Genomic DNA, 25,413 nt, shown 5'->3' with positions numbered 1-25,413 from the left:
GCAGCCCGAAGGAGACCGGTGAAGCCATGACAGAAACCAAGGTCGCCGGCCCCAAGCGCCGGCCGCGCAACGCGCAGGCCACCCGCGAACGCATCGTCAAGATCGCGAGCAAGGAGTTCGCCGCGCACGGCTACGACGGCGCGCGCATCGATGCCATCGTGGCGCGCTGCAAGATCAGCAAGAACCTCGTCTATCACTACTTCGCGAGCAAGGAAGCCTTGTTCATCGAAGTGATGGAGCACGCCTACGGCGCCATGCGCGACCGGCAGAACGAACTCGCGCTCGGCGGCGACAACCCGGTCGAGGACATGCGCGAGCTGGTGACCAAGACCATCCAGCATTTCATCGACCAGCCCGATCTGCTGCAGCTGCTGTCGACCGAGAACCTGCACAAGGCCAAGCACATCCGCAAGTCCAAGCAGATCAGTGCGATGTTCAATCCGCTGCGCACGGCGCTTGCTCATGTGCTGGAGAAGGGCAAGCAACAGGGCGTGTTCCGCAGTGACGCGGACTGGGTCGATCTCTACGTGTCGATCTCGGGGCTGGGCTCGTACTTCATCACCAACCGCTACACGCTGTCCTATGTGCTGGATGTCGATCTGGGTACGCCGGAACGCATCCAGGCGCGCCTGCATCACGCGACCGAGATGGTAATCAGCTACCTGTGCTACGGGCAGAGGCAGCCGGCTCCTTCTCCCTGACGTCGATCGGCTCGCCCAGCTGGAATTCAACCAAACGGTTGACAACACCCGGCCACCCTTCTAAGCTGATCGGCAACGACCTGAACGCCGAGCTTTCTTCGATGCCGACATCCTCCTCACCGAGCCAGCCAGACACGCCGCTGCTCGACCCCGCCGCCCTGCCGACGCGCTTCGATTCGGTCGAGGCGCTCGATGAATTCCTGTCACGGCCGAGCCAGGCGCTGGTCGACGATCTGGCGCAGATCGAGGGCGACCTGATGATCCTCGGCGTCGCCGGCAAGATGGGCCCGACGCTGGCCCGGCTGGCCAAGCGTGCCGCGCCCCGCAAGCGCGTGATCGGCGTCGCGCGCTTCAGCGATGCGCGCGTGCGCGAGCGGCTCGAGGGCTGGGGCATCGAGACCATCGCCTGCGACCTGCTCGACCGCGCGGCCATCGAGGCGCTGCCGCGCGTGCCCCACATCGTGTTCGCGGCCGGCCACAAGTTCGGCGCCAAGGACAACCAGGCGCTGACCTGGGCCATGAACACGCATGTGCCGGCGCTGGTGGCCGATACCTTTCGCGACGCGCGCATCGTCAGCTTCTCGACCGGCAACGTCTATCCGCTGACGACCATCGGCCGCCAGGGCGCCAGCGAGCGCACGCTGCCCGGGCCGGTCGGCGAGTACGCGCAGTCGTGCATCGGCCGCGAGCGCATGTTCGAGTACTTCGGCGCCAAGCACGGCACGCCGGGGCGGCTGTTCCGGCTCAACTACGCGATCGACATGCGCTACGGCGTGCTGTTCGACATCGCGTCCAAGGTGCATCGCGGCGAGCCGGTCGATGTGACCATGGGGTATGTCAACGTGATCTGGCAGGGCGATGCGAATGCGCAGGTGCTGCGCGCGCTGCAGCATTGCACGGTGCCGCCGACGCCGATCAACTGCACCGGTCCCGAGACGCTGTCGGTGCGCTGGCTGGCCGGCGAATTCGCGGCGCGCCTCGGCGTGACCGTGGAGATCACCGGGCAGGAGGCTTCGACCGCGCTGCTGTCCGACACCACCGAGGCCGCGCGCCTCTTCGGCTATCCGCTGGTGCCGTTGGGCGCGATGCTCGACTGGGTGGCCGACTGGGTTCGCCACGGCGGTCCGAGCCTCGGCAAACCGACCAAGTTCGAGGTGCGCGATGGCACCTTCTGACGACATCCGTGCGCTGCTCGCACGCGGGCTTGCGATCCCTGCGCACCCGCTCGCGCTGGACGCGCAGCGCCGGCTCGACCCGCGGCGCCAGCGTGCGCTGACGCGCTATTACCTCGATGCCGGCGCCGGGGGGCTGGCGGTCGGCGTGCACACCACGCAGTTCGCGATCCGCGAGCTCGGGCTGTATGAATCGGTGCTGCGGCTCGCGATCGACACCGCGCGCGCATGGGTCACACCGCAGCGCGAACTCGCGATGGTCGCGGGCGTGTGCGGGCGCACGCCGCAGGCCCTGAGCGAAGCGAAGCTCGCGCGCGGCCTCGGCTACCAGGCCGGGCTGCTGAGCCTGGCGGCGATGAAAGGCGAGGGCGAGGACGCGCTGATCGCGCACTGCGAAGCGGTCGCGGCCGAGATCCCGCTGATCGGCTTCTACCTGCAGCCGGCCGTCGGCGGCATGGACCTGAGCGCGGCCTTCTGGGCCCGCTTCGCCGCGATCGACAACGTGGTCGCGATCAAGGTCGCACCCTTCAACCGCTACCGCACGCTGGACGTGGTGCGCGGCGTGGTGGCCGCGCGCGCCGAGTCGCGCGTCACGCTCTACACCGGCAACGACGACCATATCGTGCTCGACCTGGTGACGCCGTTCACGGCGATGCGCGACGGTGCGCCGGTGACGGTGCGCTTTCGCGGCGGGCTGCTGGGCCACTGGTCGGTCTGGACTTCGGGTGCGGTGCGCATGCTTGCGCGTTGTCAGGCCGCAGCGGACAGCGGCCGCGCGATCGAGGCGGATCTGCTCGCGCTCGACAGCCGCGTGACCGACTGCAACAGCGCCTTCTTCGATGTCGCGAATGCCTTCCATGGCTGCATCGCGGGCTGCCACGAGGTGTTGCGGCGTCAGGGGCTGCTCGAAGGCATCTGGTGCCTCGATCCCGAAGAGGGCTTGAGCCCGGGGCAGAAGGAAGAGATCGATCGCGTCTGCGCGCTGCACGCCGATCTGGCCGACGACGACTTCGTCAAGGCCAACCTGTCGCGCTGGCTCGCCGATCAGGCTCGGCCGGGTCCGGCGCGGCTGTCGAGCACCGCGGCCGCCACTTCGGCGAAGCCCGCACCACGCTCGCTCGGCGCGACATAGCGCGGCCGATGCGACAGCGCTGCCTCGAAGCGGCGCACGTTGGCGACGCCGATGCTGTGCACGAAGCGTTCGAACATCAGCGCATCGTTGGTCGAGTCGCCGACGTAGGCCCAGCGATCCATCTCGGCGTCGAGGTCGCGGCCCCAGAGCTCGCGCACGATCCAGCGTGCGCCTTCGAGCTTGTTGTGCTCGCCGTACCAGCCGTTGACGTGGATGCTGCTGACGGTGGCGTGCATGCCTTCGCTTCGCATCAGCGCGACGACGGCGGCGATCTGCGCATCGTCGAGCTGCACGAACTCGCTGTGGTCGATCGCGATGTCGCATTCGCGGCCGGCTGAATCGGTGGCGCGGCGCGCGCCGGGGATCTCGCGCTCGATGCGCGCCAGCACGGCCTGCATGCGCGCGAAGTTGTGTTCACGCGTGGTCGCATCCTGTTGGTAGCGCTTGGACAGCCCGCCGTCGCGCGACGGCACGAGTGCGACGGCGCCGTTCTCGGCCACGATCGCATCGATCGGCCAGGCCGCGGCGAAGGCTTCGCTCCAGCCGACGGGCCGGCCGGTGATGGCGACCATGTGCAGACCCGCCGCGCGGAGGCCGGCCAGCGCCTGCAGCGCATCGGGCGTGATCGCGCCTTCAGTGGTCAGCGTGTCGTCGATGTCGGTGAACAGGCCGACCAGTCCGCGCCGCGCGGCGAGCGGCCATTGGGCGAGTGTCTTCATCAGCCGGCGGTCTGCAGCGCCAGGCCCGCATGCTCGCGCAGCGGATGGAAGTGGATCTTCGGAAAGCGCTCCTGCGCCAGCCGCACGTCGTAGGGCGAGGTGCAGAGATAGGCCAACGTGTCGGCCGCATCGCGCGCCATGCGGGCCGGGTAGGCATCGACGAAGGCGCGCAGCTCGGCCGGCGTATCGGCGGTGATCCAGCGCGCGCCGGTGTACTGGCAGCCTTCGAGCCGCACGTCGGCGTCGTACTCGGACTTGAGCCGGTGCTGCACCACTTCGAACTGCAGTTGCCCGACCGCGCCCAGCAGCATCGGGCCGCCGACCTCGGGCCGGAACACCTGGATCGCGCCTTCCTCGCCGAGCTGCGCCAGGCCTTGCTGCAATTGCTTGGTGCGCAGCGGGTTCTTCAGGATCACGGTCATGAAGAGTTCGGGCGCGAAGAAGGGCAGGCCGGTGAACTGCAGCGATGCGCCATCGGTGATGGTGTCGCCGAGCTGCACGCCGCCGTGCGTGGTGAAGCCGACGATGTCGCCCGCGTAGGCTTCCTCGACCGCCTCGCGGCGCTGGCTCATGAAGGTCACGACGCTGGTGGGGCGCAGCTCCTTGGCGGTGCGCTGCACCTTGAGCTTCATGCCCGGCGTGTAGCGGCCCGATGCCATGCGCACGAAGGCGATGCGGTCGCGGTGGTTGGCGTCCATGTTGGCCTGCACCTTGAACACGACGCCGGCGAAATCCTTGTCCTCGGGCTGGATTTCCTTCACCACCGGCTGGCGATTGACCATCGTGGTGCTGGTGCGCGACTGCGGCGGCGGCGCGAGGTCCACCAATGCATCGAGCACTTCCATCACGCCGAAGTTGTTGACGCCGGAGCCGAAGAACACGGGCGTCTGCCTGCCGGCCAGGAAGGCCTCGCGGTCCCAGGTGGGCGAGGCACCGGTGGCGAGTTCCATGCTTTCCATCGCGGTGTCGAACTCGCGGCCGAAGCGCTTGTGCAGCGCGTCGCGATCGGTCAGCGGCATGGCGTCGAAATCCTGCGGCAGGCGCTCGCTGCCCGATTCGAAGACGGTCATCACTTCGGTGCGCAGGTTGATGATGCCGCCGAAGGACTTGCCCTGGCCGACGGGCCATGTCATCGGCACGCAGGGCATGCCGAGTTCGCGCTCGATCTCGTCGAGCAGCTCGAGCGGCTCGCGCACCTCGCGGTCCATCTTGTTGACGAAGGTGATGATGGGTGTGTCGCGCTGGCGGCAGACCTCGATCAGCCGGCGCGTCTGCGCCTCGACGCCGTTGGCGGCATCGATCACCATCAGCGCCGAATCGACCGCGGTCAGCACGCGGTAGGTGTCTTCGGAGAAGTCCTTGTGGCCGGGCGTGTCCAGCAGGTTGATGACGTGGTCGCGGTAGACCATCTGCATCACCGACGAGGCGACCGAGATGCCGCGCTGCTTCTCGATCTCCATCCAGTCGGAAGTGGCGTGCCGCGTGGCCTTGCGCGCCTTGACCGAGCCGGCGATCTGGATCGCGCCGGAGAACAGCAGCAGCTTCTCGGTCAGCGTGGTCTTGCCGGCGTCCGGGTGGGAGATGATTGCGAAGGTGCGGCGGCGGCGGGTTTCGGAGGCGAAGGTCATGGGAGTGAACGCGATGCGCGCTCACGGGCGCGGGCAGTCGAGGCAAAACCAGCGATTTTACCGAGCGCCCCTCGCGCGTGCCGCGGGCACCGCGCGCTCACGGCGGCGGCTGGAAGCCGTTGCGCCCGGCCAGCATGGTGGCGGTGGAGTTTGGGGGAGGGCGACGCAGTCCAGGCCGATCCGGGAGCCGCTGCTGACCACACGGCCCATCCGGGCGCGCTAAAATGCGCGCTCCGAGGAGCGTTGCAGCGCCATCAGGCGTGAGGCTCGGACCATCATCGCAACCACGCTCACCCGCTGTTCTCGCGGTGAGTCCCTCTCCGGTCATCCCCGAAGGCAGTGGCATCACTCAAACTTGTTTTGGAGTTTTCATGAGCGCCGTTCTCAAATCCGCATCTTCTCCCGTGGCCAGCGCCGATCAGGCGATCGCCGACCTGTCGCTCGCTGCCTGGGGCCGCAAGGAAATCCGCATCGCCGAGACCGAGATGCCCGGCCTGATGGCGATCCGCGAGGAATTCGCCAAGAGCCAGCCGCTCAAGGGCGCACGCATCACCGGCTCGCTGCACATGACGATCCAGACCGCGGTGCTGATCGAGACGCTGCAGGCGCTCGGCGCCAACGTGCGCTGGGCCTCGTGCAACATCTTCTCGACGCAGGACCATGCCGCCGCCGCCATCGCGGCCGCTGGTACGCCGGTGTTCGCGATCAAGGGCGAATCGCTCGAGGACTACTGGGACTACACGCACCGCATCTTCGAATTCGGCGTCAAGGATTCGAAGGGCGAAGGCCCGAACATGATCCTGGACGACGGCGGCGATGCCACGCTGCTGATGCACCTGGGCCAGCGCGCCGAGAAGGACCAGAGCGTGCTCGCCAACCCGACCAGCGACGAGGAACGCATTCTCTACGCCGCCATCAAGGCCAAGCTCGCGCTCGACGCAACCTGGTACACGCGCAAGTCGGCCGAAATCATCGGCGTGACCGAGGAGACCACCACCGGCGTGCACCGCCTCAACGAGATGAGCGCCAAGGGCACGCTGCTGTTCCGCGCCATCAACGTCAACGACTCGGTCACCAAGAGCAAGTTCGACAACCTCTACGGCTGCCGCGAATCGCTGGTCGACGGCATCAAGCGCGCGACCGACGTGATGATCGCCGGCAAGGTGGCCTGCGTGGCTGGCTATGGCGACGTCGGCAAGGGCTCGGCGCAAGCGCTGCGCGCACTGAGCGCGCAGGTGTGGGTGACCGAGATCGACCCGATCAACGCGCTGCAGGCCGCGATGGAAGGCTACAAGGTCGTGACCATGGAGTACGCGGCCGACAAGGCCGACATCTTCGTGACCACCACCGGCAACCGCGATGTGATCCGCCACGAGCACATGGCCGCCATGAAGGACCAGGCGATCGTCTGCAACATCGGCCACTTCGACAACGAGATCGCCGTCGCCTCGCTTGAGAAGTACGAATGGGAAGAGATCAAGCCGCAGGTCGACCACATCACCTTCCCCGATGGCAAGAAGATCATCCTGCTGGCCAAGGGCCGGCTCGTGAACCTGGGCTGCGGCACGGGCCATCCGAGCTTCGTGATGTCGTCGTCGTTCGCCAACCAGACCATCGCGCAGATCGAGCTGTTCACCAAGCCCGACGCCTACCATGCCGGCAAGGTCTACGTGCTGCCCAAGCACCTGGACGAGAAGGTCGCGCGCCTGCATCTGAAGAAGGTCGGCGCGATGCTGACCGAGCTGACCGATGCGCAGGCGGCCTACATCGGTGTCGACAAGAACGGCCCGTACAAGCCGGACACCTACCGCTACTGAAACGCCCACTCGCGTAGCGCTTTGCGCGCCGATCAGTTGCTCGTCGAACGCGGTCTCGCCGCGTCGCGCTCGCAGGCCGTGCGGCTGATCGCGGGCGGTCTGCGCTGGCGCGACGGCGCGGACTGGCGCACGGTCGCCAGGAACCACGACGAGATCCCTGTGGACGCCGAACTCGAGCTGCTCGATGCGGCCGAGGCGCGCTACGTCTCGCGCGGCGGGCTCAAGCTGGAAGGCGCACTCGCGGCCGCGGGCATCGATCCGCGCGGCAGGCGTTGCCTCGACGTCGGCCAGTCGACCGGCGGCTTCACCGACTGCCTGCTGCAGCAGGGTGCCGAGCACGTGATCGGCGTCGATGTGGGCCATGGCCAGTTGCATGCGCGGCTGCGCGAGGATGCGCGCGTGACCGCCGTCGAAGGTGTCAACGCGCGCACGCTCGGCGCCGAGGCCTGGGCAGCGTCTTCGCCCGCCGATGCGCGCTTCGGGTTGATCGTGGGCGATCTGTCATTCATCTCGCAAACGCTCGTGCTGCCGGCGCTGGTGCCGCTGCTGGCGCCGGGCGGCGACCTGCTGATGCTGGTCAAGCCGCAGTTCGAGCTGCAGCCGGGGCAGGTCGGCAAGGGCGGTATCGTGCGCGATCCCGCGCTGTATGCGGTGGTCGAGCAGCGCCTGCGCGAGGCCTGCGCGGCGCTCGCGCTGCGCGTGCTGCATTGGTTCGACAGCCCGATCGCGGGCGGCGATGGCAACCGCGAATTCTTCATTCATGCCGTTCATGCGAACGGCCAACCAGGAGCCGGCCGTGCGCCTTCCGCTGAGCTTTGAATTCTTTCCGACCAAGACGCCCGAAGGCGCGGTCAAGCTGCGCGCGGTGCGCCAGCAGCTCTATGCGCAGAAGCCCGAGTTCTGCTCCGTCACGTATGGGGCCGGCGGGTCGACCCATGCCGGCACCTTCGGCATCGTGGGCGAGATCCTGGCCGAAGGCGTCGACGCCGCGAGCCACTTCTCCTGTATCGGCGCGACGCGCGAGACGGTGCGTGCGCAGCTGGCCGAACTCAAGGCCATGGGCGTCCGGCGGCTGGTGGCGCTGCGCGGCGATCTGCCGAGCGGTTACGGCATCGGCGGCGAGTTCCTGTATGCGAGCGACCTGGTGCGTTTCATTCGCGAGGAGACGGGCCGCGACTTCCACATCGAGGTGGCCTGCTATCCCGAGGTGCATCCGCAGGCACGTTCGCCCGAGGCGGACCTGCAGGCCTTCGCGGCCAAGGTGCACGCAGGCGCCGACTCGGCGATCACGCAGTATTTCTTCAGCGCCGAGGCCTACTTCCGCTTCGTGGACGACGTGCGCAAGCTCGGCCTTGCGGTGCCGGTCGTGCCGGGCATCATGCCCATCACGAGTTCGACGCAGCTGATGCGCTTCTCCGATGCCTGCGGCGCGGAGATTCCGCGCTGGATTCGCTTGCGGCTGCAGAGCTTCGGCGACGACACGGCGTCGATCAGGGCCTTCGGCCTCGACGTGGTCGCGGCGCTGTGCGAGCGGCTGTGCGCCGGTGGCGCGCCGGCGCTGCATTTCTACACGATGAACCAGTCGGTTGCGACGCTCGGCGTGCTGCAGCGGCTGGGCTGGAGCGAATGAGTTTGCGGCGCCGCGGCGCCCTTCGTGCGGCGCTGTCCGCGGCCGTGATCTGCACGCTGGCCGCCTGCACCACGGGGCCACAGATGTCGAAGGACGACGCCGGCAAGAACGGGCTGCGTCCCCTGGCGGCGCAGCCCGCGCTTCCGCCCGGCGCGGCGCCGCGTTCGCAGGTGCCCTCGGTGCGCTACGACCTCGCCGTGTCGGGCTATGGGGAAGCGCCCGACGACGGCCTGCCGGGCGACGAAGGGTCGCGCGAGATCTTCGAGCGCGGCGGCGCATCGTGGTACGGCATCCAGTTCCACCAGCGCAAGACCGCGAGCGGCGAGCGCTTCGACATGACCGCCTTCACCGCGGCCCACAAGACACTGCCGTTCAACACGCGCGTCTGCGTGCGCAGCCTGGTCAACGGGCGTGAGGTGCTGGTTCGCATCAACGACCGCGGGCCCTATGCGGCCGGCCGCATCATCGACCTGAGCCGTGCCGCGGCCGAGTCGATCGGGATGCTGGGCCAGGGCATCAAGCAGGTTGCGCTGTCGATCATGGACAGGGACACCGACCGCTGCGGCGGCAGCGCCGTCGCGGATGCGGCGATATCGCCGGTCTCGACGGCGCAGGATCCGCCACCTGCGCAGGCCAAGGCGAAATCCAAGGGCAGGCCGGTGCGCAAGGTGGCGCCGCGCAAGCGCCGCTGAGGCGCGGGTCGCGCGTCAGCCGCCGCTGTCGAGCGAGAAGGCAGCGTGGCGATCCTGTGCCAGCCGCTCCACCATCTGCGGCAACGCGGCTTCGAGCAGCGGCTTCAGCGTGTAGGGTGGATTGATCAGGAACATGCCGCTCGCCGGCAGGCCCGGGCGGTGCGTGGCGCCCGACGCATCCGTCACGATCTTGCTCGACTTGACCGTGAGCGTCGCATGCAGCCACGGCTTGCCGGCCTTGGTCGCCAGCGTCTTGAGGCGGCGCGGCAGGTCGTGCGCTTCGGGGCGCGGGATGATCGGATACCACACGGCGTAGGTGCCGGTCGCGAAGCGCTTGAGCGCCTCGCCGGCGAAGCCGAGCACGCGCGCGTAGTCGCTCTTGATCTCGTAGCTCGGATCGCACAGCACCAGCGCGCGCCGCGAGGGCGGCGGCAGGAACTGGGTCGCACTGCCGAAGCCGTCGTCGCGCAGCACGGCGATCTGGCGCCCGGCCTCGAGCTGGGCGATGTTGGCATCGAGCGTGCGTGCATCGGTCGGGTGCAGCTCGAAGAGTTTGAGCCGGTCCTGCTCGCGCAGCAGATGGTGGGTGATGAAGGGCGAGCCGGGATAGATCTTCGCCCCGCCCTTGGGATTGAAGTCGCCGATCACGCCGAGGTAGCGCGCCAGTGCGTCGGCGAGCGGCGCCGCTGCTGCCGCTTTCTGCCCGGCGACCAGACGCAGCACGCCTTCCGCCGCTTCGCCGCTGGTGCCTGCGTAGTCGCCATCCAGCCGGTACAGGCCGGCGCCTGCGTGCGTATCGACCACCGTGAGCGGCGTCTCTTTTTCGAGCAGATGGTCGAGCGTGGCAATCAGCACCGTGTGCTTGAGCACGTCGGCGTGGTTGCCGGCATGGAAGGCGTGGCGGTAGCTGAACATCGCTGGATGTTAACCACCCTAGAGTCTTCGAGGGAGTTGACGGGTGTCGTACGGGTTGGTCAGAGACGCTTTTGTTCGTATAATGGAAGGCTTCGCAGCGCTTTTGTGGCCCCGCGGCGAGGATTTGAACCCCACCTAAGAGATTCCCGCCAGAGGAACGCCGACCGTGGAAAAGGGCCCGCCCAAACCTGTCCTTCCAAGGAAACTCATGAAAACGTTCAGCGCCAAGCCCGCTGACGTGACGCACGAGTGGTTTGTGATTGACGCGACCGACAAGGTCCTCGGACGAGTAGCCAGCGAAGTTGCTCTCCGTTTGCGCGGCAAACACAAGGCCATTTACACGCCTCACGTCGATACCGGTGACTTCATCGTCATCATCAATGCAGCCCAGCTGCGCGTCACCGGCGCCAAGCCGCTCGACAAGGTGTACTACCGCCACTCGGGCTATCCGGGCGGCATCACGGCCACCAACTTCCGCGACATGCAAGCCAAGCATCCGGGCCGCGCCCTGGAAAAGGCCGTCAAGGGCATGCTGCCCAAGGGCCCGCTCGGCTACGCGATGATCAAGAAACTCAAGGTGTACGGTGGCGCAGAGCACCCGCATACCGCCCAACAGCCCAAAGTGCTGGAACTGTAAGGAGCCTTGAGAATGATTGGTGAATGGAACAATGGCACCGGCCGTCGCAAATCGAGCGTCGCCCGTGTGTTCATGAAAAAGGGTACCGGCAAGATCACGGTCAATGGCAAGGACATCCAGGCCTACTTTGGCCGCGAGACGTCGATCATGATCGCCAAGCAGCCGCTCTTCCTGACGAACAATGTCGAAGCCTTCGACATCATGATCAACGTGGCGGGCGGTGGCGAATCGGGCCAGGCCGGCGCCGCGCGCCACGGCATCACCCGTGCGCTGATCGACTACGACGCGACGCTCAAGCCGGTGTTGAGCCAGGCCGGCTTCGTGACGCGCGATGCACGTGAGGTCGAGCGCAAGAAGGTCGGTCTGCACTCCGCACGCCGCCGCAAGCAGTTCTCCAAGCGTTGATCCGCGTTTTGGGCTTACCGCTCGCACTGTCAAAGGACCGCCTTCGGGCGGTTTTTTGTTGGTTGCGGTAGCATGAGCCGATTGGCCGCACGTTCGGCCCCTTATCAGGAGTTCTCCCCATGAGTGCCGTTGCCGAAAACATCCAACCCCAGATGCCCGAGCCGATCCTGTTCACCGACAGCGCTGCTGCCAAGGTGGCCGATCTGATCGCCGAAGAAGGCAACCCCGAGCTCAAGCTGCGCGTGTTCGTGCAAGGCGGCGGTTGCTCGGGATTCCAGTACGGTTTCACCTTCGACGAGATCACCAACGAGGACGACACCACGATGACCAAGAACGGCGTCTCCCTGCTGATCGACGCCATGAGCTACCAGTACCTGGTCGGCGCCGAGATCGACTACAAGGAAGACCTGCAGGGCGCCCAGTTCGTGATCAAGAACCCCAACGCCACCAGCACCTGCGGCTGCGGATCGAGCTTCTCGGCCTGATGCCATGAGTCGTTGCCAGGAAGCCGCCTTCGGGCGGCTTTTTGCTGCCCGTCGCTCTTTCCATGAACACCTCGAGTTCCCCGCGCAAAAGCCTGTTGTGGCTCGTCGCCGTCGGCTTCTTCATGCAGACGCTGGACGCCACCATCATCAACACGGCGCTGCCCGCCATGGCGGCCAGCCTGGGCGAAAGCCCGCTGCGCATGCAGTCGGTCGTGGTGGCCTATGCGCTCACGATGGCGATGCTGATCCCCGCATCGGGATGGATCGCCGATCGCTTCGGCACGCGACGGATTTTCTTCTCGGCCATCGTGTTGTTCGTGCTCGGGTCGGTGCTGTGTGCCATGTCGCGCAATATCGGGCAACTGGTGGCGGCGCGGGTGGTCCAGGGGATGGGCGGGGCACTGCTGCTGCCGGTTGGCAGGCTGGCGCTGCTGCGCACCGTGCCGCGCGTGGAATTTCTCTCGGCGATGAGCTTCGTCGCGATCCCGGGCCTGATCGGCCCGCTGCTCGGCCCGACCCTGGGCGGGTGGCTGGTGCAGTACGCGTCCTGGCACTGGATCTTCCTGATCAATGTGCCGGTGGGTCTGGCGGGCTGTATCGCGACGCTCAAGGTGATGCCCGATCTGCGCGGGGCCTTCCAGCGGCGCTTCGACGGTGCGGGTTATGCCATGCTGGCTTTCGGCATGGTGGCGATCTCGCTCTCGCTCGACGGCGTGTCCGAACTGGGACTGCGGCAGGTCGGCGTGCTGGTGCTGCTGGTCTTCGGCTTCGCGAGCATCACGGCGTACTGGCTGCATGCGATGCGCCGTCCCGATCCGTTGTTCGAGCCTTCGCTGTTCGGGATCCCGACGCTCAGCATCGGCCTGCTGGGAAATCTGTTCTCCCGGCTGGGCAGCGGGTGCATGCCATTCCTGGTCCCACTGCTGCTGCAGGTGTCCCTGGGCTACACGCCGCTGCGGGCCGGGCTCACGATGCTGCCGATCGCGCTGGCGGGCATGGCGATGAAGCGCCTCACGACGCCGCTGATCATGCGCTACGGCTACCGCAGGGTGCTGGTCGCCAACACCTCTCTGGTGGGTTTGTCGATGGCGAGTTTCGGCCTGATGGCCCCCGGCCAGCATGTGGCCTTTCATTTTGTCCAGCTGATTGCTTTCGGCGCGTTCAATTCCTTGCAGTTCACCGCCATGAACACGATCACGCTCAAGGACCTGGACGAAAGCATGGCAAGCAGCGGCAACAGCCTTCTATCGATGGTGCAGATGCTGGCGATGAGCCTCGGCGTGGCCGCCGCCAGCGCCGTCCTGGCCGGCTATGCCGACATCTTCGGCAGCGCAACGCCGGTCGCGACCCTGCATGCGTTCCAGGCGACATTCGCGAGCATGGGACTGGTCACCCTGGCCTCTGCATTGATCTTCTGGCATCTTCCGCCGGAGGCGCGCGCCGTCCCGCCGGGGCAACCGGAGGTGTCGGGGCAGGGCTGAGGCGCTGAGGCGCGGTGGGGAAATCAGGCGGGATAGATCGCGCCCAGCACCCGCGCGCCGCGCGCGCCCGTGACGCTGGCGAGATTGCCCGCCTCTCGCCGCACCGTGCTGCGCGCCAGCCAGGCGAACGCGGCGGCCTCGACCTGCTGGGGCGGCAGGCCGCGCTCCGCGGACGAGATCACTTGCAGCGCGGGAAGCAGGGCCTGCAGGCGGGCGAGCAGGTGGTCGTTCAGCGCGCCGCCGCCGCAGACGATCAGCACCTGGCTGTCGGCGCCGTGGCGTTGCAGGTCGGTGGCGCAGATGGTGGCGGTGAGTTCGGCCAATGTCGCCTGCACGTCGGCCGGGTTGGCTTTCGAGGTTCCCAGATGCGCGGCCAGCCAGTCGGGATTGAAGAGATCGCGGCCCGTGCTCTTGGGCGGTGACTTGGCGAAGTAGGTTTCGGCCAGCAGACGCGACAGCAGTTCAGGCAGCACGCGGCCGCTGGCTGCCCACTCGCCCGACGTATCGAAGGGCTTGCCGATGTGGCTCTGGCACCAGTGGTCGAGCAGCGCATTGCCGGGGCCGCAGTCGAAGCCGCGGACGGTGCCACGGCCGGCCGGAAGCAGGCTCAGGTTCGAGATGCCGCCGATGTTGAGCACGGCGACGGCCTGGTCGTCGCGTCCGAACAGCGCCCGATGAAAGCCGGGGACCAGTGGTGCACCCTGGCCGCCCGCAGCAAGGTCGCGGCTGCGGAAATCGGCCACCACTTCGATGCCGGTGAGCTCGGCGATCAGCGACGGATTGTTGATCTGCAGGGTGTAGCCGACGTCGTCGAATTCGCCGGGACGGTGTCGCACGGTCTGGCCGTGCGCACCGATCGCCACGACCGCCTTGGCGCTCGTGCCGGTCTCGGCGAGCAATTGCGCCACCACGTCGGCATAGACCCGCGCGAGCCCGTTGCCGGCCAGGGCGGCACGGTGCAGTTCGTTGTCGCCGCCCAGTGCGTTGAGCGCCATCAGTTCGGCGCGCAGGCCGACGGGAAAGGGTGCTGCGGCATGCCCCTGGACATCGATCCGATCGCCCGAGAGATCCGCCAGCACGCCATCGACGCCATCCAGCGAGGTGCCGGACATCAGGCCGATGAAGAGGTCAGCCATCTGCGGGGTCGAAGAAGTTCAGGCCGGCGTTCAGTCCGCGCTGGCCTGGACCACGGAGAATGCGGCGGACAACTCCGCGCGCGTCGCGACCGCCATGCGCTCGAACGCAGGCCGCGAGGCCGCCGCGATCGGCGTGCCGCCATCCTGTTGCGCGATGGTGGCCGGGTCTTCGTATTCGCCGTTCACGCGGAATTCGAAATGAAGGTGCGGGCCGGTCGCCCAGCCGGTCATGCCGACCGCGCCCAGGGTCTGGCCCTGCGCGATGCTCTGGCCGACCTTGACGTCGATGCGGCTCAGGTGCGCATACGCGGTTTCCTGGTTGTGGCCGTGCTTGAGGATCACGATGTTGCCGTAGCCGTTCTGCGTGCCGGCGAATTCCACTGAGCCGTCTCCCACGGCGCGCACCGGCGTGCCCGTGGGCGCCGCGAAGTCGATGCCGTGGTGCTGGCGCCAGGTGTTGAGGATCGGATGCAGGCGCATCGCGAAGCCGCTCGACACCCGCGAGAACTCGACGGGTGAACTCAGGTAGGCATGGCGCAGGCTGTCGCCGTTGGGGCGGTAATAGCTGCCTTTCTGGCCGGATTCCTGGAACCACAGCGCCTGGTGCAGCTTGCCGTTGGTCTCGAACTCGGCGGACAGCACGCGGCCGGTGCGCAGCGACTGGCCGTCGGCATCGAAGGTTTCATAGACGACCGCGAAGCGATCGCCCTTGCGCAAGGTGCGGAAGTCGACGTCGCCGGAGAAGATGTCGGCCAGTTGGCCCGCCACCGCATCGGGAATGCCGGCGTCGTCGGTGGCTGCGAAGAGCGAGCTGCGCACCACGCCGCTCGCCAGGCGGGTGCCGGGCGTCAGCGCGTCGGTTTCGCTGCGCACCCTGAAACCGGCGCCGGCCTTTTCGACGATGAGGCGCTTGAAGTTGCCGTCGCCATCGGGAATCCAGCGCGCGCTGAGCTTCAGCAGGGTGTTCTCTTGCGTGGCTTCCGCCGTCACGGTGCGGCCCGGGCGGCTGAGCAAGGCGGCACGGGCGTCGGAATTGGCGCGCACGAAAGCCGCCGCCGCCGGGTCGGCGATTCCGAGCCGGCCGAGGAGCGCTTCGGCCGTGTCGCTCGAACGCGTGCTTTCCGTACGGAACAGCGTGAAGTTGTGGTTGTCGAGTGCCTCCATCTGATCGGCGACAGGCAACGGCGTCACGGCCTCGAAAACCTGTTTGACGGGCAGCTTGGCCGCATCCGGTCCGAGCGAGGCGACGGCGAACGCGCCGCCGCCGGCCGTCAACAGCAACGAGGCGATCACCGCGGTGATTTGCCTGGGGTACGTTCGGAACGTGTAGGCCACGCGAGAAGCAAATAGCTCCTCCGCGACAAGAATGCCGTTGATCAGACTCAAACTTCGAATTCCAGCTCAGGTTCTGCAAATCCGCGCTGCGAGGGGCCGTGTCGAACGGGCGGCAGGGCGGTGCGGAAAAAAGCGCCGCTTAGAATTCGACGCTTGAAAGTCGGGCTGAGTATAGCTTCGGCCATAGAGAAAACAGCCAGAAAAGCCAATGAACCCCGATTTTGTTACATCCACAAGTCTGTCCGACGCTGTAGGACGAGCTCTCGAAATTTCACTCCGTGGGACCGACGAACTGCTGCCCCAGGACGAGTGGGTGCGCAAGCTGCAGCGCTCTGAGGCGACCGGGACGCCGCTGCGGATCAAGCTGGGCCTCGATCCCACGGCGCCCGACATCCACGTCGGCCATACGGTGGTGCTCAACAAGATGCGCCAGCTGCAGGATCTCGGGCATACCGTGATCTTCCTGATCGGCGACTTCACGACCACCATCGGCGACCCGTCCGGCCGCAACAGCACCCGGCCACCCTTGACGCGCGAGCAGATCGAGGCCAACGCCCAGACCTACTACCGGCAGGCCAGCCTGGTGCTCGACCCCTCGAAGACCGAGATCCGCTACAACTCCGAATGGAGCGACCCGCTCGGTGCACGCGGGATGATCCAGCTCGCGGCCAAATACACCGTGGCGCGGATGATGGAGCGCGACGACTTCAGCAAGCGCTTCAAGGCCGGCCAGTCGATCTCGGTCCACGAATTCCTCTATCCGCTGATGCAGGGCTACGACTCGGTGGCGCTGAAGTCCGATCTCGAACTGGGCGGGACCGACCAGAAGTTCAATCTGCTGGTGGGGCGCCATCTGCAACAGGAATATGGCCAAGAACCGCAGTGCATACTCACCATGCCGCTGCTGGAAGGGCTCGATGGCGTCGAGAAGATGTCCAAGAGCAAGAACAACTACATCGGCATCAGCGAGGATCCGAACACCATGTTCGCCAAGGTGCTGTCGATTTCCGACATGCTGATGTGGCGCTGGTACCTGTTGCTGAGCTTCAAGTCACTGGCAGAGATCGAGGCACTCAAGGCCGAAGTCGAGGCCGGCCGCAATCCGAAGGACGCCAAGGTCGCGCTCGCCAAGGAAATCACTGCGCGCTTTCACAGCGCCGCCGCCGCCGACGCAGCCGAGCAGGACTTCATCAACCGCAGCAAGGGTGGCGTGCCCGACGAAATCCCCGAGCTCACGCTGTCAGGTGCGCCGCTGGGCATTGCGCAGTTGCTCAAGCAGGCCGGGCTTGCGCCCTCGACCTCGGAAGGCAACCGCCTGATCGAAGGCGGCGGCGTGCGCATCGATTCGGGCGTGGTCAGCGACAAGGCGCTCAAGCTGTCCGCCGGCAGCTACGTCGTACAGGTCGGCAAGCGCAAGTTCGCGCGTGTCCATCTGAGCTGAGCCGCGGCGCCGCCCGTGTCCGCTGCCGATCGCCCCTCGCCACGCGGCGCATGGAGTCCTTCGGCGCTGCTGCGGGTGTCCATCGCGGTCGCGCTGGTCACGATCGCGCTCAAGGGCTGGGCCGGCTACGTGACGAACTCCATGGGCCTGATCTCGGATGCCATGGAATCCTTCGTGAATCTGGCCAGCGCCACCTTCGGGCTGGCGATGGTCACGATCGCCGCGCGGCCGCCCGACACGGACCACCCCTACGGCCACCACAAGGCCGAGTACTTTTCGTCGGGCTTCGAAGGCATCCTGATCATCGCCGCGGCCATCGCCATCCTCGGGGCGGCCGTGGTGCGGCTGCTGTCGCCCCAGCCGCTTGAGCAACTCGGCTGGGGGCTGGCGCTGTCGATCGTCAGCTCGGGCTTCAATGCCGCCCTGGCCGTTGTGCTCTTCCGGGCCGCGCGAAGCCATCGCTCCATCGCCCTCGAAGCGGACGCGCGCCATCTGGTCACCGACGTCTGGACCTCTGCCGCGGTCGTGGTCGGCATCGTGGCGGTCGCCCTGACCGGCTGGCTCTGGCTCGATCCGGTGCTCGCGATCGGCATCGCGCTGAACATCGTGCGCGAAGGCGCGAAGCTGGTCTGGCGCTCGTCGCAGGGGCTGATGGACGCGGCGCTCGATCCGCAAACGCTGGCACTGCTGCAAGCCACGCTGGATCGATTCCTGGCCAGGGTGCCCGAAGGGCCGCAGCTGCGTTTCGACGACATCGTCACCCGCCGTGCCGGCCAGCGCCGCTTTGCCGACCTGCACATGCATGTGCCCGGCGACTGGTCGCTGCAGCGCGCGGCCGGCTTGCGCGATGCGGTCGAGCAGGCTCTGATGGATGCCGTGCCCGGCCTGCGCGTGACCATCCAGCTGCTGCCGCTCGGCATGGAAGCCCGCGCCACGCAACGCGAGGACGCGCCGTGAAGGCGCTGCTGCAGCGGGTGGCTTCGGCGCGCGTCGACATCGCCGGCCGCACCGTCGGCGCCATCGAGGCCGGCCTGCTCGTGCTGCTTTGCGCGGAGCGCGGCGACGCCGATGCGGTGGCCGAGCGGCTTCTGGCGAAGATCCTGAAGCTGCGCATCTTCTCGGACGACGCTGGCAAGATGAACCGCAGCGTGCAGGACATCGGCGGCGGATTGCTCGTGGTGAGCCAGTTCACGCTGGCTGCCGACGTGAGCGGCGGCAACCGCCCGAGCTTCACGCAGGCGGCGCCGCCTGACGAAGGGCGGCGGCTCTACGATCATTTCGTCGCGCTGGCGAAGGCCGCGCATCCGGTGGTGGCCACCGGCGAGTTCGGCGCCGACATGCAGGTGCACCTGGTGAACGACGGCCCGGTCACCATCCCGCTGCAGATGTAGCGGCTGGCGCGCCGCTCACGCGCCGTTCAATAAGGGTTCGCGATCCCGAGTCCGGCGAGGATCTCGATCTCGCGCGCTTCCATCGCCTCGGCGTCTTCCTCGCCGGTCTCGTGGTCCCAGCCTTGCGCATGGAGCGTGCCGTGCACCAGCAGGTGCGCGTAGTGCGCCGCCAATGTCTTGCGCTGCGCCCTGGCCTCGCTCGCCACCACGGGCGCGCACAGCACCAGGTCCGCCATCACCACGGGCTCCTGCGCATAGTCGAAGGTCAGCACGTTGGTCGCGTAGTCCTTGCCGCGGAACTCGCGGTTGAGCCGCTGGCCTTCTTCGGCATCGACGATGCGCACGGTGATCTCCCCATCGCGGTCAAGCGCGTGGCGGACCCAGCGTGCGACGCTGTGCCGCGGCAATGCGGCGCGGTGGCGGTCCACGCCCTTGAAGCGCGCGAACTGCAGCGACAGCGAAAGAACGGCGAGTGCCATGTCAATGCCTTGCGGTGCGCTTGCGGGCGTTGTCGTAGGCGTCGACGATGCGCGCCACCAGCGGATGCCGCACCACGTCGGCACTGGTGAAATGCGTGATCGCGATGCCGTTGACGCGCCGCAGCACCCGTTCGGCATCGACCAGCCCGCTCAACTGCGTCTTGGGCAGGTCGATCTGGCTCACGTCGCCCGTCACCACGGCCTTGGCGCCGAAGCCGATGCGCGTGAGGAACATCTTCATTTGTTCGGGCGTGGTGTTCTGGGCCTCGTCGAGGATCACGAAGGCGTTGTTGAGCGTGCGCCCGCGCATGAAGGCCAGCGGCGCGATCTCGAGGGCGTTGCGTTCGAAGGCCTTCTGCACCCGGTCGAAGCCCATGAGGTCGTACAGCGCGTCGTAGAGCGGCCGCAGATACGGGTCGACCTTCTGCGTGAGGTCGCCGGGCAGGAAGCCGAGCCGCTCGCCGGCTTCGACCGCGGGCCGCGTCAGCACGATGCGCTGCACCGCACTGCGCTCCAGCGCGTCGACCGCGCAGGCGACGGCGAGGTAGGTCTTGCCGGTGCCGGCCGGGCCGATGCCGACAGTGATGTCGTGGTTCGCGATGTTGTGCAGGTAGACGCTCTGATTGGGCGTGCGCGCGCGCAGGTCGGTGCGGCGCGTGGCGAGCGTGATGGCGCCGTCGGGCGCTTCGTCCATCGCGCCGTCGCCTGCCAGCGTGAGCTGGACGACCGCGGCATCGATCGGCCGCTGCGCAATTTCGTAGAGCGCTTGCAGCACCTCCATCGCGCGCTGCGCATTGACCTTGGGGCCGTCGATCTTGAACTGCTCGTGCCGATGCGCGATCTTGACGTTGAGCGCTTCCTCGATGCGCCGCAGGTGCGCATCGAGCGGCCCGCAGAGGTGGCCGAGGCGCGTGTTGTTGGGTGGGGCGAAGGTGTGTCGCAGAATCACGCGGATTTCATTCAAGAGCGAGAAGGGCACCCATGATAGGCAAACTCACCGGCATCCTGGCCGAACGCAATCCGCCGCAGGTGGTGGTGGACTGCCATGGCGTTGGCTACGAGGTCGACGTGCCGATGAGCACTTTCTACAACCTGCCGGCGAGCGGCGAGCGCGTTTCGCTGCTCACGCACTTCGTGGTGCGCGAGGATGCGCAGATCCTCTATGGCTTCGGTACTGCCGCGGAGCGCGCAGCTTTTCGCCAGCTGATCAAGATCTCGGGCGTCGGGCCGCGCACCGCACTGGGCGTGCTCAGCGGCATGAGCGTGGGTGAACTCGCACAGGCCATCACGCTGCAGGAAGCGGGGCGGCTGGTGAAGATTCCCGGCATCGGGAAGAAGACCGCCGAACGCCTCCTGCTCGAACTCAAGGGCAAGCTGGGTGCCGAGCTTCCGCTGCCCGCGCACGCCGCCACCGATGCGCAGGCCGACATCCTGCAGGCGCTGATCGCGCTCGGCTACAGCGACAAGGAGGCCGCCGCCTCGCTCAAGGCGCTGCCGAAGGACGTGCCGGTGGGCGAGGGGATCAAGCTGGCGCTGCGCGCGCTGGCCAAGTGAACCTGCGCGTCAGAGGTCCTGCGTGAGCAGCGCGAGCAGGAACATCGCACCCTGGCATGCGATCACGATGCCGTGGCGCTGGATCAGCTGACGCGCATCCTGCACGCGCTCTTCGAGCGTGCGAGAGGCATTGGACGTGAAGCGCAGGCCGAGGCGGTGCGTGGCGCTGTCCAGCGCAGGCATCGACGTGATGGTGCCGGTGGCCAGGCTCTCGAGCAGCCCGCCGTCGAAGCGCAGCCGCGCTGCGAGGTAGCGCTCGAAGACGCCGATGACGATCGTCGCGCCGAAGCCCATGCACGAGATCGCCGGCAGCGAACGCGCGGTCAGCGCCAGCACGAGCAGGGACACGCAGCTCAGGCCCAGGCCGCAGGCCGCCATCACGGCGCTGGCGCGCAACAGGCTCGCAGCGGCGGCACAGAGTGCCCGGTCGTTCTCGCTCATGGGATTCTTTCTCGGCGCAGCATTCTGCCAGCGCGCGCGGCGGCGCCGGCCGAGGCCGCCCAGCCGACTAAACTGCGCGCTCAGCCCGACCTGCCATGACCATCCAGACCGACGACTTCGCACCGGCCCCGCAACGCGTGGTGTCCGCCGCGCCTGCCTCGCCCAACGAGGAAGCGATCGAGCGGGCGCTGCGCCCCAAGCTGCTCGACGAATACGTCGGCCAGGCCAAGGTGCGCGAGCAGCTCGAGATCTTCATCGGCGCCGCCCGCCAGCGCGGCGAGGCGCTCGACCACGTGCTGCTGTTCGGGCCGCCGGGGCTGGGCAAGACCACGCTGTCGCACATCATCGCGGCCGAGCTCGGCGTGAACCTGCGCCAGACCTCGGGCCCGGTGCTCGAGAAGCCGAAGGACCTCGCCGCGCTGCTCACCAACCTCGAGCGCAATGACGTGCTCTTCATCGACGAGATCCATCGCCTGTCGCCGGTGGTCGAGGAAATCCTCTACCCCGCGCTCGAGGACTACCAGATCGACATCATGATCGGCGAAGGCCCGGCCGCGCGCAGCATCAAGCTCGATCTCCAGCCCTTCACGCTGGTCGGCGCCACCACGCGCGCCGGCATGCTGACCAATCCGTTGCGCGACCGTTTCGGCATCGTCGCGCGGCTCGAGTTCTACACGCCCGAAGAGCTGGCGCGCATCGTGCACCGCAGTGCCGGACTGCTGGCGGTGCCGACGGACGCGGCCGGCGGTTTCGAGATCGCGCGACGCTCGCGCGGAACGCCCCGCATCGCCAACCGGCTGCTGCGGCGCGTGCGGGACTATGCGCAGGTGAAGAGCGACGGACGCATCACCGAAGAGGTTGCGCACAAGGCGCTGGCGATGCTCGACGTCGACCCGCAGGGCTTCGACCTGATGGACCGCAAGCTGCTCGAAGCCGTGATCCACCGCTTCGACGGCGGGCCGGTCGGGCTGGACAACATCGCGGCCAGCATCGGCGAGGAATCGGGAACCATCGAGGACGTGATCGAGCCCTACCTGATCCAGCAGGGCTATCTGCAGCGCACACCGCGCGGTCGCATCGCCACGCTGGCCGCGTACCGCCATCTGGGTGTCGCGCCGCCGCAGCGCGATGGCGACATGTTTAACTGAGCTCGCCCCCAGGCTTCGCGCACTTCGTGTCGCTTCGCCAACCCCCTACCGGGGGCAACACCGGCGGACCGGCAGAGCCGGATCCGCGGTGTTTCGCGAAGGGGAACGCGTCATTTAGCGTGTCGTTGGTCATTGAAGCTTCACCGCGTTGCCACCGCGACGTCATTCGTGCTTGCGACCATGACAACCCATGCAACGCGACGACGCTTTTCTTCGTGCATGGCGCGACTCGGGCGGCCTGGATTCCGGCGCGTCCGACGACGATGAAGCCACGCGGCCGCCGCAGCACTACCGCACGCTCTGGATCTCGGATCTGCACCTGGGCACGCCGGGTTGCCAGACACGCGCGCTGCTCGACTTCCTGAAGCACACCGAGTGCGAGACGCTGTTCCTGGTCGGCGACATCGTCGACGGCTGGCAACTGCGCCGCAACTGGTACTGGCCGCAGGCGCACAACGACGTCATCCAGAAGCTGCTGCGCAAGGCCCGCAAGGGCACGCGGGTGATCTTCATCCCGGGCAACCACGACGAGTTCGCCCGCAAGTACCTGCATCACAACTTCGGCGGCATCGACGTCGCCGACGAGTGGATCCACGAAACGGCGGACGGCCGCAAGCTGTGGGTCATGCACGGCGATCTGTTCGACGGCGTGATCCAGTGCGCCAAGTGGCTGGCCCACGTGGGCGACTCGCTCTACGAATTCACGCTCAAGCTGAACCGGCATCTCAACTCGCTGCGCGCGCGCATGGGCCTGCCCTATTGGTCGCTGTCCAAGTACCTGAAGCTGAAGGTCAAGCGCGCGGTGAGCTACGTCGGCGACTTCGAGCATGCCGTGGCGCGGGAAGCGCGCAAACGCGGCGTGCAGGGCGTGGTGTGCGGCCACATCCATCATGCCGAGCTGCGCGATATCGACGGCATCCTCTACGCCAACGACGGCGACTGGGTCGAGAGCCTGACGGCGCTGGCCGAACGGGCCGACGGATCGCTCGAGATCCTGCATTGGGCCCAACACATGCCCGTCGCCACGCGATCGGGTCGCGGTGCTTCGCGGCGCGAGTTGGCGAAAGCATGAGCGTTGCGCCGGACCGCACCGTCGACCTCGTGTACTTCAACGCCGGCGGCGGCCATCGGGCCTCCGCGCTGGCGCTCGAGTCGGCCATCCGGCGTCAGGGTCTGCCCTGGAAAGTCAGGCTGATCAACCTGCGCGAGGTGCTCGACCCCAGGGACAGCTTTCGCAAGCTCACCGGCATGGATCCCGAGGATGTCTACAACAAGCGGCTCGCGCGCGGCTGGACCCTCGGGCTGGCACAGGAACTCAAGCTGCTCCAGGGGATGATCCGCTGGGGCCACGCAGCGCTCGCGCGCCAGCTCCAGCAGCATTGGCTGAGAAGCGAGCCGGATCTCGTGGTGTCGCTGATTCCGAACTTCAACCGCGTGCTGTGCGAATCGCTGGCCTCGGCGCTTCCGGGCGTGCCTTTCGTGACGGTGCTGACCGACCTGGCCGACCATCCGCCGAACTTCTGGATCGAACCGGGGCTGGGCCAGCATCTGGTTTGCGGTTCGGCCAAGGCCGTGCAGCAGGCGCGCGCGGCCGGTTGTGCGGAGGATCGCATCCATGCGACATCGGGCATGCTGATCCGCTCGGCGTTCTACGAGACCCAGCCGATCGACCGCGCGGCCGAGCGGCGGCGCCTGAAGCTCGACCCCGATCGTCCGACGGCGCTGGTGCTGTTCGGCGGGCAAGGCTCGAAGGCGATGCTCGGGATCGCGAAGCGCCTGGCCGACACCCAGCTCATCCTGGTCTGCGGCCACAACGAAGCATTGGCCCGGCCGTTGCGCGCCCTGCCGTCGCGCGCGCCGAAGCTGGTGCTCGGATTCACGTCCGACGTCGCGCGCTATATGCAACTGGCCGATTTCTTCATCGGCAAGCCCGGCCCGGGCAGCCTCAGCGAAGCGGTGCAGATGGGATTGCCGGTGCTCGTGGTGCGCAACCGCTGGACCCTGCCTCAGGAGCGATACAACGCGCAGTGGGTGCGCGAGCAGGGCGTCGGGCTGGTCTGTTCGAGCTTTGTCGAGGTGGATCGCGCAGTGAACGAAATGACCCGCCACCTCGACCGCTTCCGGTCTGCGGCAGGCCGCATGCGAAACCGCGCGGTCTTCGAGGTGCCGACGATCCTGAACGGCATCCTTGCGCGGGCCGACATGCCGCAAGGCGAGGCCGTCCAGGGCGCCGTCGGGATTCACCGTTGACGGCGATGGGCGGAGCGCCACATCTGAGCGCCGAAGTCACATCTCGTTGCTGGTCAACGGCCGCGGCTTGGGCTATCGTGTCCGGCTCGGCAAGTCGGTCAGCCCGCGCCTTCACACTGCGATGTGCCGTGCGCGCCGGCATCCACACCCAGACGGAGACAAGCATGAGATTCCCTTACATGGGCACAGCGCGCGTCAAATATCTGATCTCGATGCTCGAGCACCGCCGTCTGGTGCGCCGCATCCCGCAACGGGCCAGCGGCGATGCCGCCGATCCGCGCGCAGCCGGCGAATCGATCGACCTGTCGATCGAAACCCTGCCGGCAGACGAAAAACTCGGATCCTTCCAGGCGTCGCAGCCGTGGGCGGGTGTCGCTGGAGCTGTTCAGCGGCGCCACTGACCGAGTCCGTCTTTCGCCCGAGGCGATCTACCAGGGCGGAAAGACCAGAAGCGAAGCGGTCACGATGATGGTGGCGAGCAGTGCGATATCGGCAAGCGCTTCGCCAGTTTCGCCGAATCGAACCCGAGTCGTTTTACGCATGGGAGCCTCCGGGACAGGAGGCTCTTGTAGAAGCTTTCAGCCAGCAGCAACTGACTGAATCGGCGCAGCTGTCGCCGGAGTGCCGCTGCGCTAGTGGAAGAACGCAGCGTCGATGCCGGACAACAGGATGCCGATCCCGGCCACGATCAGGGTGAGCGCGACCACGCGTCGTGCGACGGATCGGCTGAGGGCGAGTTCGCCTTTGGTTTTTTTCAAGGAATCGACTTTCTGGGCAGGCCCTGCACATCTGCGTGCAGAACACGCGCGGACTGTGCCTTCTTC

28 protein-coding genes and 1 riboswitch are annotated in these 25,413 nt (G+C 67.2%); of the genes, 19 read left to right on the top strand and 9 right to left on the bottom strand.

What is annotated here, in order from left to right; translation table 11 throughout:
- Nucleotides 1-26: 26 nt before the first annotated feature.
- The 3 genes from WDLP6_RS23225 to WDLP6_RS23215 all read left to right on the top strand — a co-directional run bounded on the left by WDLP6_RS23225 (nucleotide 27) and on the right by WDLP6_RS23215 (nucleotide 3,005).
- Complete coding sequence (locus tag WDLP6_RS23225) at nucleotides 27-701, top strand: TetR/AcrR family transcriptional regulator (RefSeq protein WP_162569467.1); 675 nt, start codon at nucleotides 27-29, stop codon at nucleotides 699-701.
- Between the two features lie 101 nt (nucleotides 702-802).
- Entirely contained in the window at nucleotides 803-1,876 is a 1,074-nt protein-coding gene (locus WDLP6_RS23220; protein ID WP_197910191.1) for an NAD-dependent epimerase/dehydratase family protein, read from the top strand.
- The gene (locus WDLP6_RS23215; protein ID WP_162594248.1) at nucleotides 1,863-3,005 is read left to right on the top strand and encodes a dihydrodipicolinate synthase family protein; all 1,143 of its coding nucleotides are present in this window, start codon (nucleotides 1,863-1,865) and stop codon (nucleotides 3,003-3,005) included. Before WDLP6_RS23220 ends, WDLP6_RS23215 begins: the two co-directional genes overlap by 14 nt.
- Here WDLP6_RS23215 and WDLP6_RS23210 read toward each other — a convergent pair.
- Entirely contained in the window at nucleotides 2,918-3,724 is an 807-nt protein-coding gene (locus WDLP6_RS23210) for an HAD-IIB family hydrolase (protein WP_162594247.1), read from the bottom strand. The genes WDLP6_RS23215 and WDLP6_RS23210 overlap by 88 nt on opposite strands.
- A complete protein-coding gene (locus tag WDLP6_RS23205) occupies nucleotides 3,724-5,352 on the bottom strand; it encodes a peptide chain release factor 3 (protein WP_162569464.1) in 1,629 nt (542 codons plus the stop codon). The genes WDLP6_RS23210 and WDLP6_RS23205 overlap by 1 nt, the downstream gene beginning before the upstream one ends.
- 229 nt (nucleotides 5,353-5,581) lie before the next feature.
- Nucleotides 5,582-5,651, top strand: a riboswitch (S-adenosyl-L-homocysteine riboswitch).
- 72 nt (nucleotides 5,652-5,723) lie between these two features.
- Here WDLP6_RS23205 and ahcY point away from each other — a divergent pair.
- From ahcY to WDLP6_RS23185, 4 genes are all read left to right on the top strand, one after another.
- A complete protein-coding gene (ahcY, locus tag WDLP6_RS23200; protein WP_162594246.1) occupies nucleotides 5,724-7,169 on the top strand; it encodes an adenosylhomocysteinase in 1,446 nt (481 codons plus the stop codon).
- Between the two features lie 21 nt (nucleotides 7,170-7,190).
- Entirely contained in the window at nucleotides 7,191-7,988 is a 798-nt protein-coding gene (locus WDLP6_RS23195; protein ID WP_162594245.1) for a TlyA family RNA methyltransferase, read from the top strand.
- The gene (metF, locus tag WDLP6_RS23190; RefSeq protein ID WP_162570621.1) at nucleotides 7,966-8,799 is read left to right on the top strand and encodes a methylenetetrahydrofolate reductase [NAD(P)H]; all 834 of its coding nucleotides are present in this window, start codon (nucleotides 7,966-7,968) and stop codon (nucleotides 8,797-8,799) included. The genes WDLP6_RS23195 and metF overlap by 23 nt, the downstream gene beginning before the upstream one ends.
- Nucleotides 8,800-8,882: 83 nt before the next feature.
- On the top strand, nucleotides 8,883-9,491 hold the full coding sequence (locus tag WDLP6_RS23185; RefSeq protein WP_232077515.1) for a septal ring lytic transglycosylase RlpA family protein: 609 nt from the start codon (nucleotides 8,883-8,885) through the stop codon (nucleotides 9,489-9,491).
- A gap of 15 nt (nucleotides 9,492-9,506) precedes the next feature.
- Here WDLP6_RS23185 and WDLP6_RS23180 read toward each other — a convergent pair whose 3' ends face one another.
- Nucleotides 9,507-10,406: a 23S rRNA (adenine(2030)-N(6))-methyltransferase RlmJ gene (locus tag WDLP6_RS23180; RefSeq protein WP_162594243.1), complete on the bottom strand. Its 900-nt coding sequence runs from the start codon at nucleotides 10,404-10,406 to the stop codon at nucleotides 9,507-9,509.
- Nucleotides 10,407-10,614: 208 nt separating this feature from the next.
- Here WDLP6_RS23180 and rplM point away from each other — a divergent pair, with 208 nt between their 5' ends.
- From rplM to mdtD, 4 genes are all read left to right on the top strand, one after another.
- The gene (gene rplM, locus WDLP6_RS23175; RefSeq protein WP_162569460.1) at nucleotides 10,615-11,043 is read left to right on the top strand and encodes a 50S ribosomal protein L13; all 429 of its coding nucleotides are present in this window, start codon (nucleotides 10,615-10,617) and stop codon (nucleotides 11,041-11,043) included.
- A 12-nt stretch (nucleotides 11,044-11,055) separates the two neighbouring features.
- On the top strand, nucleotides 11,056-11,448 hold the full coding sequence (rpsI, locus tag WDLP6_RS23170; protein WP_162569459.1) for a 30S ribosomal protein S9: 393 nt from the start codon (nucleotides 11,056-11,058) through the stop codon (nucleotides 11,446-11,448).
- 119 nt (nucleotides 11,449-11,567) lie between these two features.
- Nucleotides 11,568-11,933: an iron-sulfur cluster insertion protein ErpA gene (gene erpA, locus WDLP6_RS23165; protein ID WP_162569458.1), complete on the top strand. Its 366-nt coding sequence runs from the start codon at nucleotides 11,568-11,570 to the stop codon at nucleotides 11,931-11,933.
- A gap of 62 nt (nucleotides 11,934-11,995) precedes the next feature.
- Nucleotides 11,996-13,414 carry a multidrug transporter subunit MdtD gene (mdtD, locus tag WDLP6_RS23160; RefSeq protein ID WP_162594242.1) on the top strand — a complete coding sequence of 473 codons (1,419 nt, stop codon included), beginning with the start codon at nucleotides 11,996-11,998 and terminating at the stop codon, nucleotides 13,412-13,414.
- A gap of 23 nt (nucleotides 13,415-13,437) precedes the next feature.
- On the opposite strand, the gene WDLP6_RS23155 is transcribed toward mdtD, so the two are convergent.
- Both WDLP6_RS23155 and WDLP6_RS23150 read right to left on the bottom strand, forming a co-directional pair.
- Entirely contained in the window at nucleotides 13,438-14,550 is a 1,113-nt protein-coding gene (locus WDLP6_RS23155; RefSeq protein ID WP_162594241.1) for an anhydro-N-acetylmuramic acid kinase, read from the bottom strand.
- A gap of 30 nt (nucleotides 14,551-14,580) precedes the next feature.
- The gene (locus WDLP6_RS23150) at nucleotides 14,581-15,930 is read right to left on the bottom strand and encodes a M23 family metallopeptidase (protein ID WP_162595220.1); all 1,350 of its coding nucleotides are present in this window, start codon (nucleotides 15,928-15,930) and stop codon (nucleotides 14,581-14,583) included.
- Nucleotides 15,931-16,093: 163 nt separating this feature from the next.
- Between WDLP6_RS23150 and tyrS the strand changes: the two genes are divergently transcribed.
- From tyrS to dtd, 3 genes are read left to right on the top strand one after another with little or no spacing between them, the layout of a single operon-like run.
- A complete protein-coding gene (gene tyrS / locus WDLP6_RS23145) occupies nucleotides 16,094-17,326 on the top strand; it encodes a tyrosine--tRNA ligase (RefSeq protein ID WP_162594240.1) in 1,233 nt (410 codons plus the stop codon).
- A gap of 15 nt (nucleotides 17,327-17,341) precedes the next feature.
- On the top strand, nucleotides 17,342-18,283 hold the full coding sequence (locus WDLP6_RS23140; RefSeq protein WP_162594239.1) for a cation diffusion facilitator family transporter: 942 nt from the start codon (nucleotides 17,342-17,344) through the stop codon (nucleotides 18,281-18,283).
- Nucleotides 18,280-18,717, top strand: a complete 438-nt coding sequence (gene dtd, locus WDLP6_RS23135; protein ID WP_162594238.1) for a D-aminoacyl-tRNA deacylase — start codon at nucleotides 18,280-18,282, stop codon at nucleotides 18,715-18,717. Before WDLP6_RS23140 ends, dtd begins: the two co-directional genes overlap by 4 nt.
- A gap of 26 nt (nucleotides 18,718-18,743) precedes the next feature.
- Here the strand turns inward: dtd and ybeY are convergent, their stop codons facing one another.
- Nucleotides 18,744-19,196 (bottom strand): rRNA maturation RNase YbeY, encoded by a 453-nt coding sequence (gene ybeY, locus WDLP6_RS23130; protein ID WP_162594237.1) that lies wholly within the window; start codon nucleotides 19,194-19,196, stop codon nucleotides 18,744-18,746.
- 1 nt (nucleotide 19,197) lies between these two features.
- Nucleotides 19,198-20,145: a PhoH family protein gene (locus WDLP6_RS23125; RefSeq protein WP_162569451.1), complete on the bottom strand. Its 948-nt coding sequence runs from the start codon at nucleotides 20,143-20,145 to the stop codon at nucleotides 19,198-19,200.
- 32 nt (nucleotides 20,146-20,177) lie between these two features.
- Between WDLP6_RS23125 and ruvA the strand changes: the two genes are divergently transcribed.
- Entirely contained in the window at nucleotides 20,178-20,750 is a 573-nt protein-coding gene (gene ruvA, locus WDLP6_RS23120) for a Holliday junction branch migration protein RuvA (protein WP_162569450.1), read from the top strand.
- 9 nt (nucleotides 20,751-20,759) lie between these two features.
- On the opposite strand, the gene WDLP6_RS23115 is transcribed toward ruvA, so the two are convergent.
- Nucleotides 20,760-21,191, bottom strand: coding sequence for a hypothetical protein (locus tag WDLP6_RS23115; RefSeq protein WP_162594236.1), 432 nt, complete (start codon nucleotides 21,189-21,191; stop codon nucleotides 20,760-20,762).
- A gap of 95 nt (nucleotides 21,192-21,286) precedes the next feature.
- Here WDLP6_RS23115 and ruvB point away from each other — a divergent pair, with 95 nt between their 5' ends.
- The 4 genes from ruvB to WDLP6_RS23095 all read left to right on the top strand — a co-directional run bounded on the left by ruvB (nucleotide 21,287) and on the right by WDLP6_RS23095 (nucleotide 24,990).
- The gene (ruvB, locus tag WDLP6_RS23110) at nucleotides 21,287-22,339 is read left to right on the top strand and encodes a Holliday junction branch migration DNA helicase RuvB (protein WP_162594235.1); all 1,053 of its coding nucleotides are present in this window, start codon (nucleotides 21,287-21,289) and stop codon (nucleotides 22,337-22,339) included.
- Nucleotides 22,340-22,529: 190 nt separating this feature from the next.
- Nucleotides 22,530-23,411 (top strand): UDP-2,3-diacylglucosamine diphosphatase, encoded by an 882-nt coding sequence (locus WDLP6_RS23105; protein ID WP_162594234.1) that lies wholly within the window; start codon nucleotides 22,530-22,532, stop codon nucleotides 23,409-23,411.
- Nucleotides 23,408-24,589: a glycosyltransferase gene (locus WDLP6_RS23100; protein WP_162594233.1), complete on the top strand. Its 1,182-nt coding sequence runs from the start codon at nucleotides 23,408-23,410 to the stop codon at nucleotides 24,587-24,589. Before WDLP6_RS23105 ends, WDLP6_RS23100 begins: the two co-directional genes overlap by 4 nt.
- 179 nt (nucleotides 24,590-24,768) lie before the next feature.
- A complete protein-coding gene (locus WDLP6_RS23095) occupies nucleotides 24,769-24,990 on the top strand; it encodes a hypothetical protein (protein WP_232077239.1) in 222 nt (73 codons plus the stop codon).
- 231 nt (nucleotides 24,991-25,221) lie between these two features.
- On the opposite strand, the gene WDLP6_RS35390 is transcribed toward WDLP6_RS23095, so the two are convergent.
- Nucleotides 25,222-25,347 carry a hypothetical protein gene (locus tag WDLP6_RS35390; RefSeq protein ID WP_269475587.1) on the bottom strand — a complete coding sequence of 42 codons (126 nt, stop codon included), beginning with the start codon at nucleotides 25,345-25,347 and terminating at the stop codon, nucleotides 25,222-25,224.
- Between the last annotated feature and the right edge of the window lie 66 nt (nucleotides 25,348-25,413).

The organism is Variovorax sp. PBL-E5 (assembly GCF_901827185.1).
In the GTDB taxonomy this organism is placed as follows: domain Bacteria; phylum Pseudomonadota; class Gammaproteobacteria; order Burkholderiales; family Burkholderiaceae_C; genus Variovorax.
Note: the sequence above shows the minus strand (reverse complement) of the source record. Positions and strands in the feature narration are given on the sequence as shown.

Excerpts from the sequence above, each read along its gene's own strand:
- ruvB (WP_162594235.1), top strand. The coding sequence starts at position 21,287 with ATGACCATCCAGACCGACGACTTCGCACCGGCCCCGCAACGCGTGGTG.
- WDLP6_RS23095 (WP_232077239.1), top strand. The coding sequence starts at position 24,769 with ATGGGCACAGCGCGCGTCAAATATCTGATCTCGATGCTCGAGCACCGC.
- WDLP6_RS23225 (WP_162569467.1), top strand. The coding sequence starts at position 27 with ATGACAGAAACCAAGGTCGCCGGCCCCAAGCGCCGGCCGCGCAACGCG.
- WDLP6_RS23155 (WP_162594241.1), bottom strand. The coding sequence starts at position 14,550 with ATGGCTGACCTCTTCATCGGCCTGATGTCCGGCACCTCGCTGGATGGC.
- erpA (WP_162569458.1), top strand. The coding sequence starts at position 11,568 with ATGAGTGCCGTTGCCGAAAACATCCAACCCCAGATGCCCGAGCCGATC.
- ybeY (WP_162594237.1), bottom strand. The coding sequence starts at position 19,196 with ATGGCACTCGCCGTTCTTTCGCTGTCGCTGCAGTTCGCGCGCTTCAAG.
- rplM (WP_162569460.1), top strand. The coding sequence starts at position 10,615 with ATGAAAACGTTCAGCGCCAAGCCCGCTGACGTGACGCACGAGTGGTTT.
- ruvA (WP_162569450.1), top strand. The coding sequence starts at position 20,178 with ATGATAGGCAAACTCACCGGCATCCTGGCCGAACGCAATCCGCCGCAG.
- WDLP6_RS23205 (WP_162569464.1), bottom strand. The coding sequence starts at position 5,352 with ATGACCTTCGCCTCCGAAACCCGCCGCCGCCGCACCTTCGCAATCATC.
- WDLP6_RS23210 (WP_162594247.1), bottom strand. The coding sequence starts at position 3,724 with ATGAAGACACTCGCCCAATGGCCGCTCGCCGCGCGGCGCGGACTGGTC.
- tyrS (WP_162594240.1), top strand. The coding sequence starts at position 16,094 with ATGAACCCCGATTTTGTTACATCCACAAGTCTGTCCGACGCTGTAGGA.
- ahcY (WP_162594246.1), top strand. The coding sequence starts at position 5,724 with ATGAGCGCCGTTCTCAAATCCGCATCTTCTCCCGTGGCCAGCGCCGAT.
- WDLP6_RS23220 (WP_197910191.1), top strand. The coding sequence starts at position 803 with ATGCCGACATCCTCCTCACCGAGCCAGCCAGACACGCCGCTGCTCGAC.
- mdtD (WP_162594242.1), top strand. The coding sequence starts at position 11,996 with ATGAACACCTCGAGTTCCCCGCGCAAAAGCCTGTTGTGGCTCGTCGCC.
- WDLP6_RS23180 (WP_162594243.1), bottom strand. The coding sequence starts at position 10,406 with ATGTTCAGCTACCGCCACGCCTTCCATGCCGGCAACCACGCCGACGTG.
- WDLP6_RS23185 (WP_232077515.1), top strand. The coding sequence starts at position 8,883 with ATGTCGAAGGACGACGCCGGCAAGAACGGGCTGCGTCCCCTGGCGGCG.
- WDLP6_RS23100 (WP_162594233.1), top strand. The coding sequence starts at position 23,408 with ATGAGCGTTGCGCCGGACCGCACCGTCGACCTCGTGTACTTCAACGCC.
- WDLP6_RS23115 (WP_162594236.1), bottom strand. The coding sequence starts at position 21,191 with ATGAGCGAGAACGACCGGGCACTCTGTGCCGCCGCTGCGAGCCTGTTG.
- rpsI (WP_162569459.1), top strand. The coding sequence starts at position 11,056 with ATGATTGGTGAATGGAACAATGGCACCGGCCGTCGCAAATCGAGCGTC.
- WDLP6_RS23105 (WP_162594234.1), top strand. The coding sequence starts at position 22,530 with ATGCAACGCGACGACGCTTTTCTTCGTGCATGGCGCGACTCGGGCGGC.
- WDLP6_RS23215 (WP_162594248.1), top strand. The coding sequence starts at position 1,863 with ATGGCACCTTCTGACGACATCCGTGCGCTGCTCGCACGCGGGCTTGCG.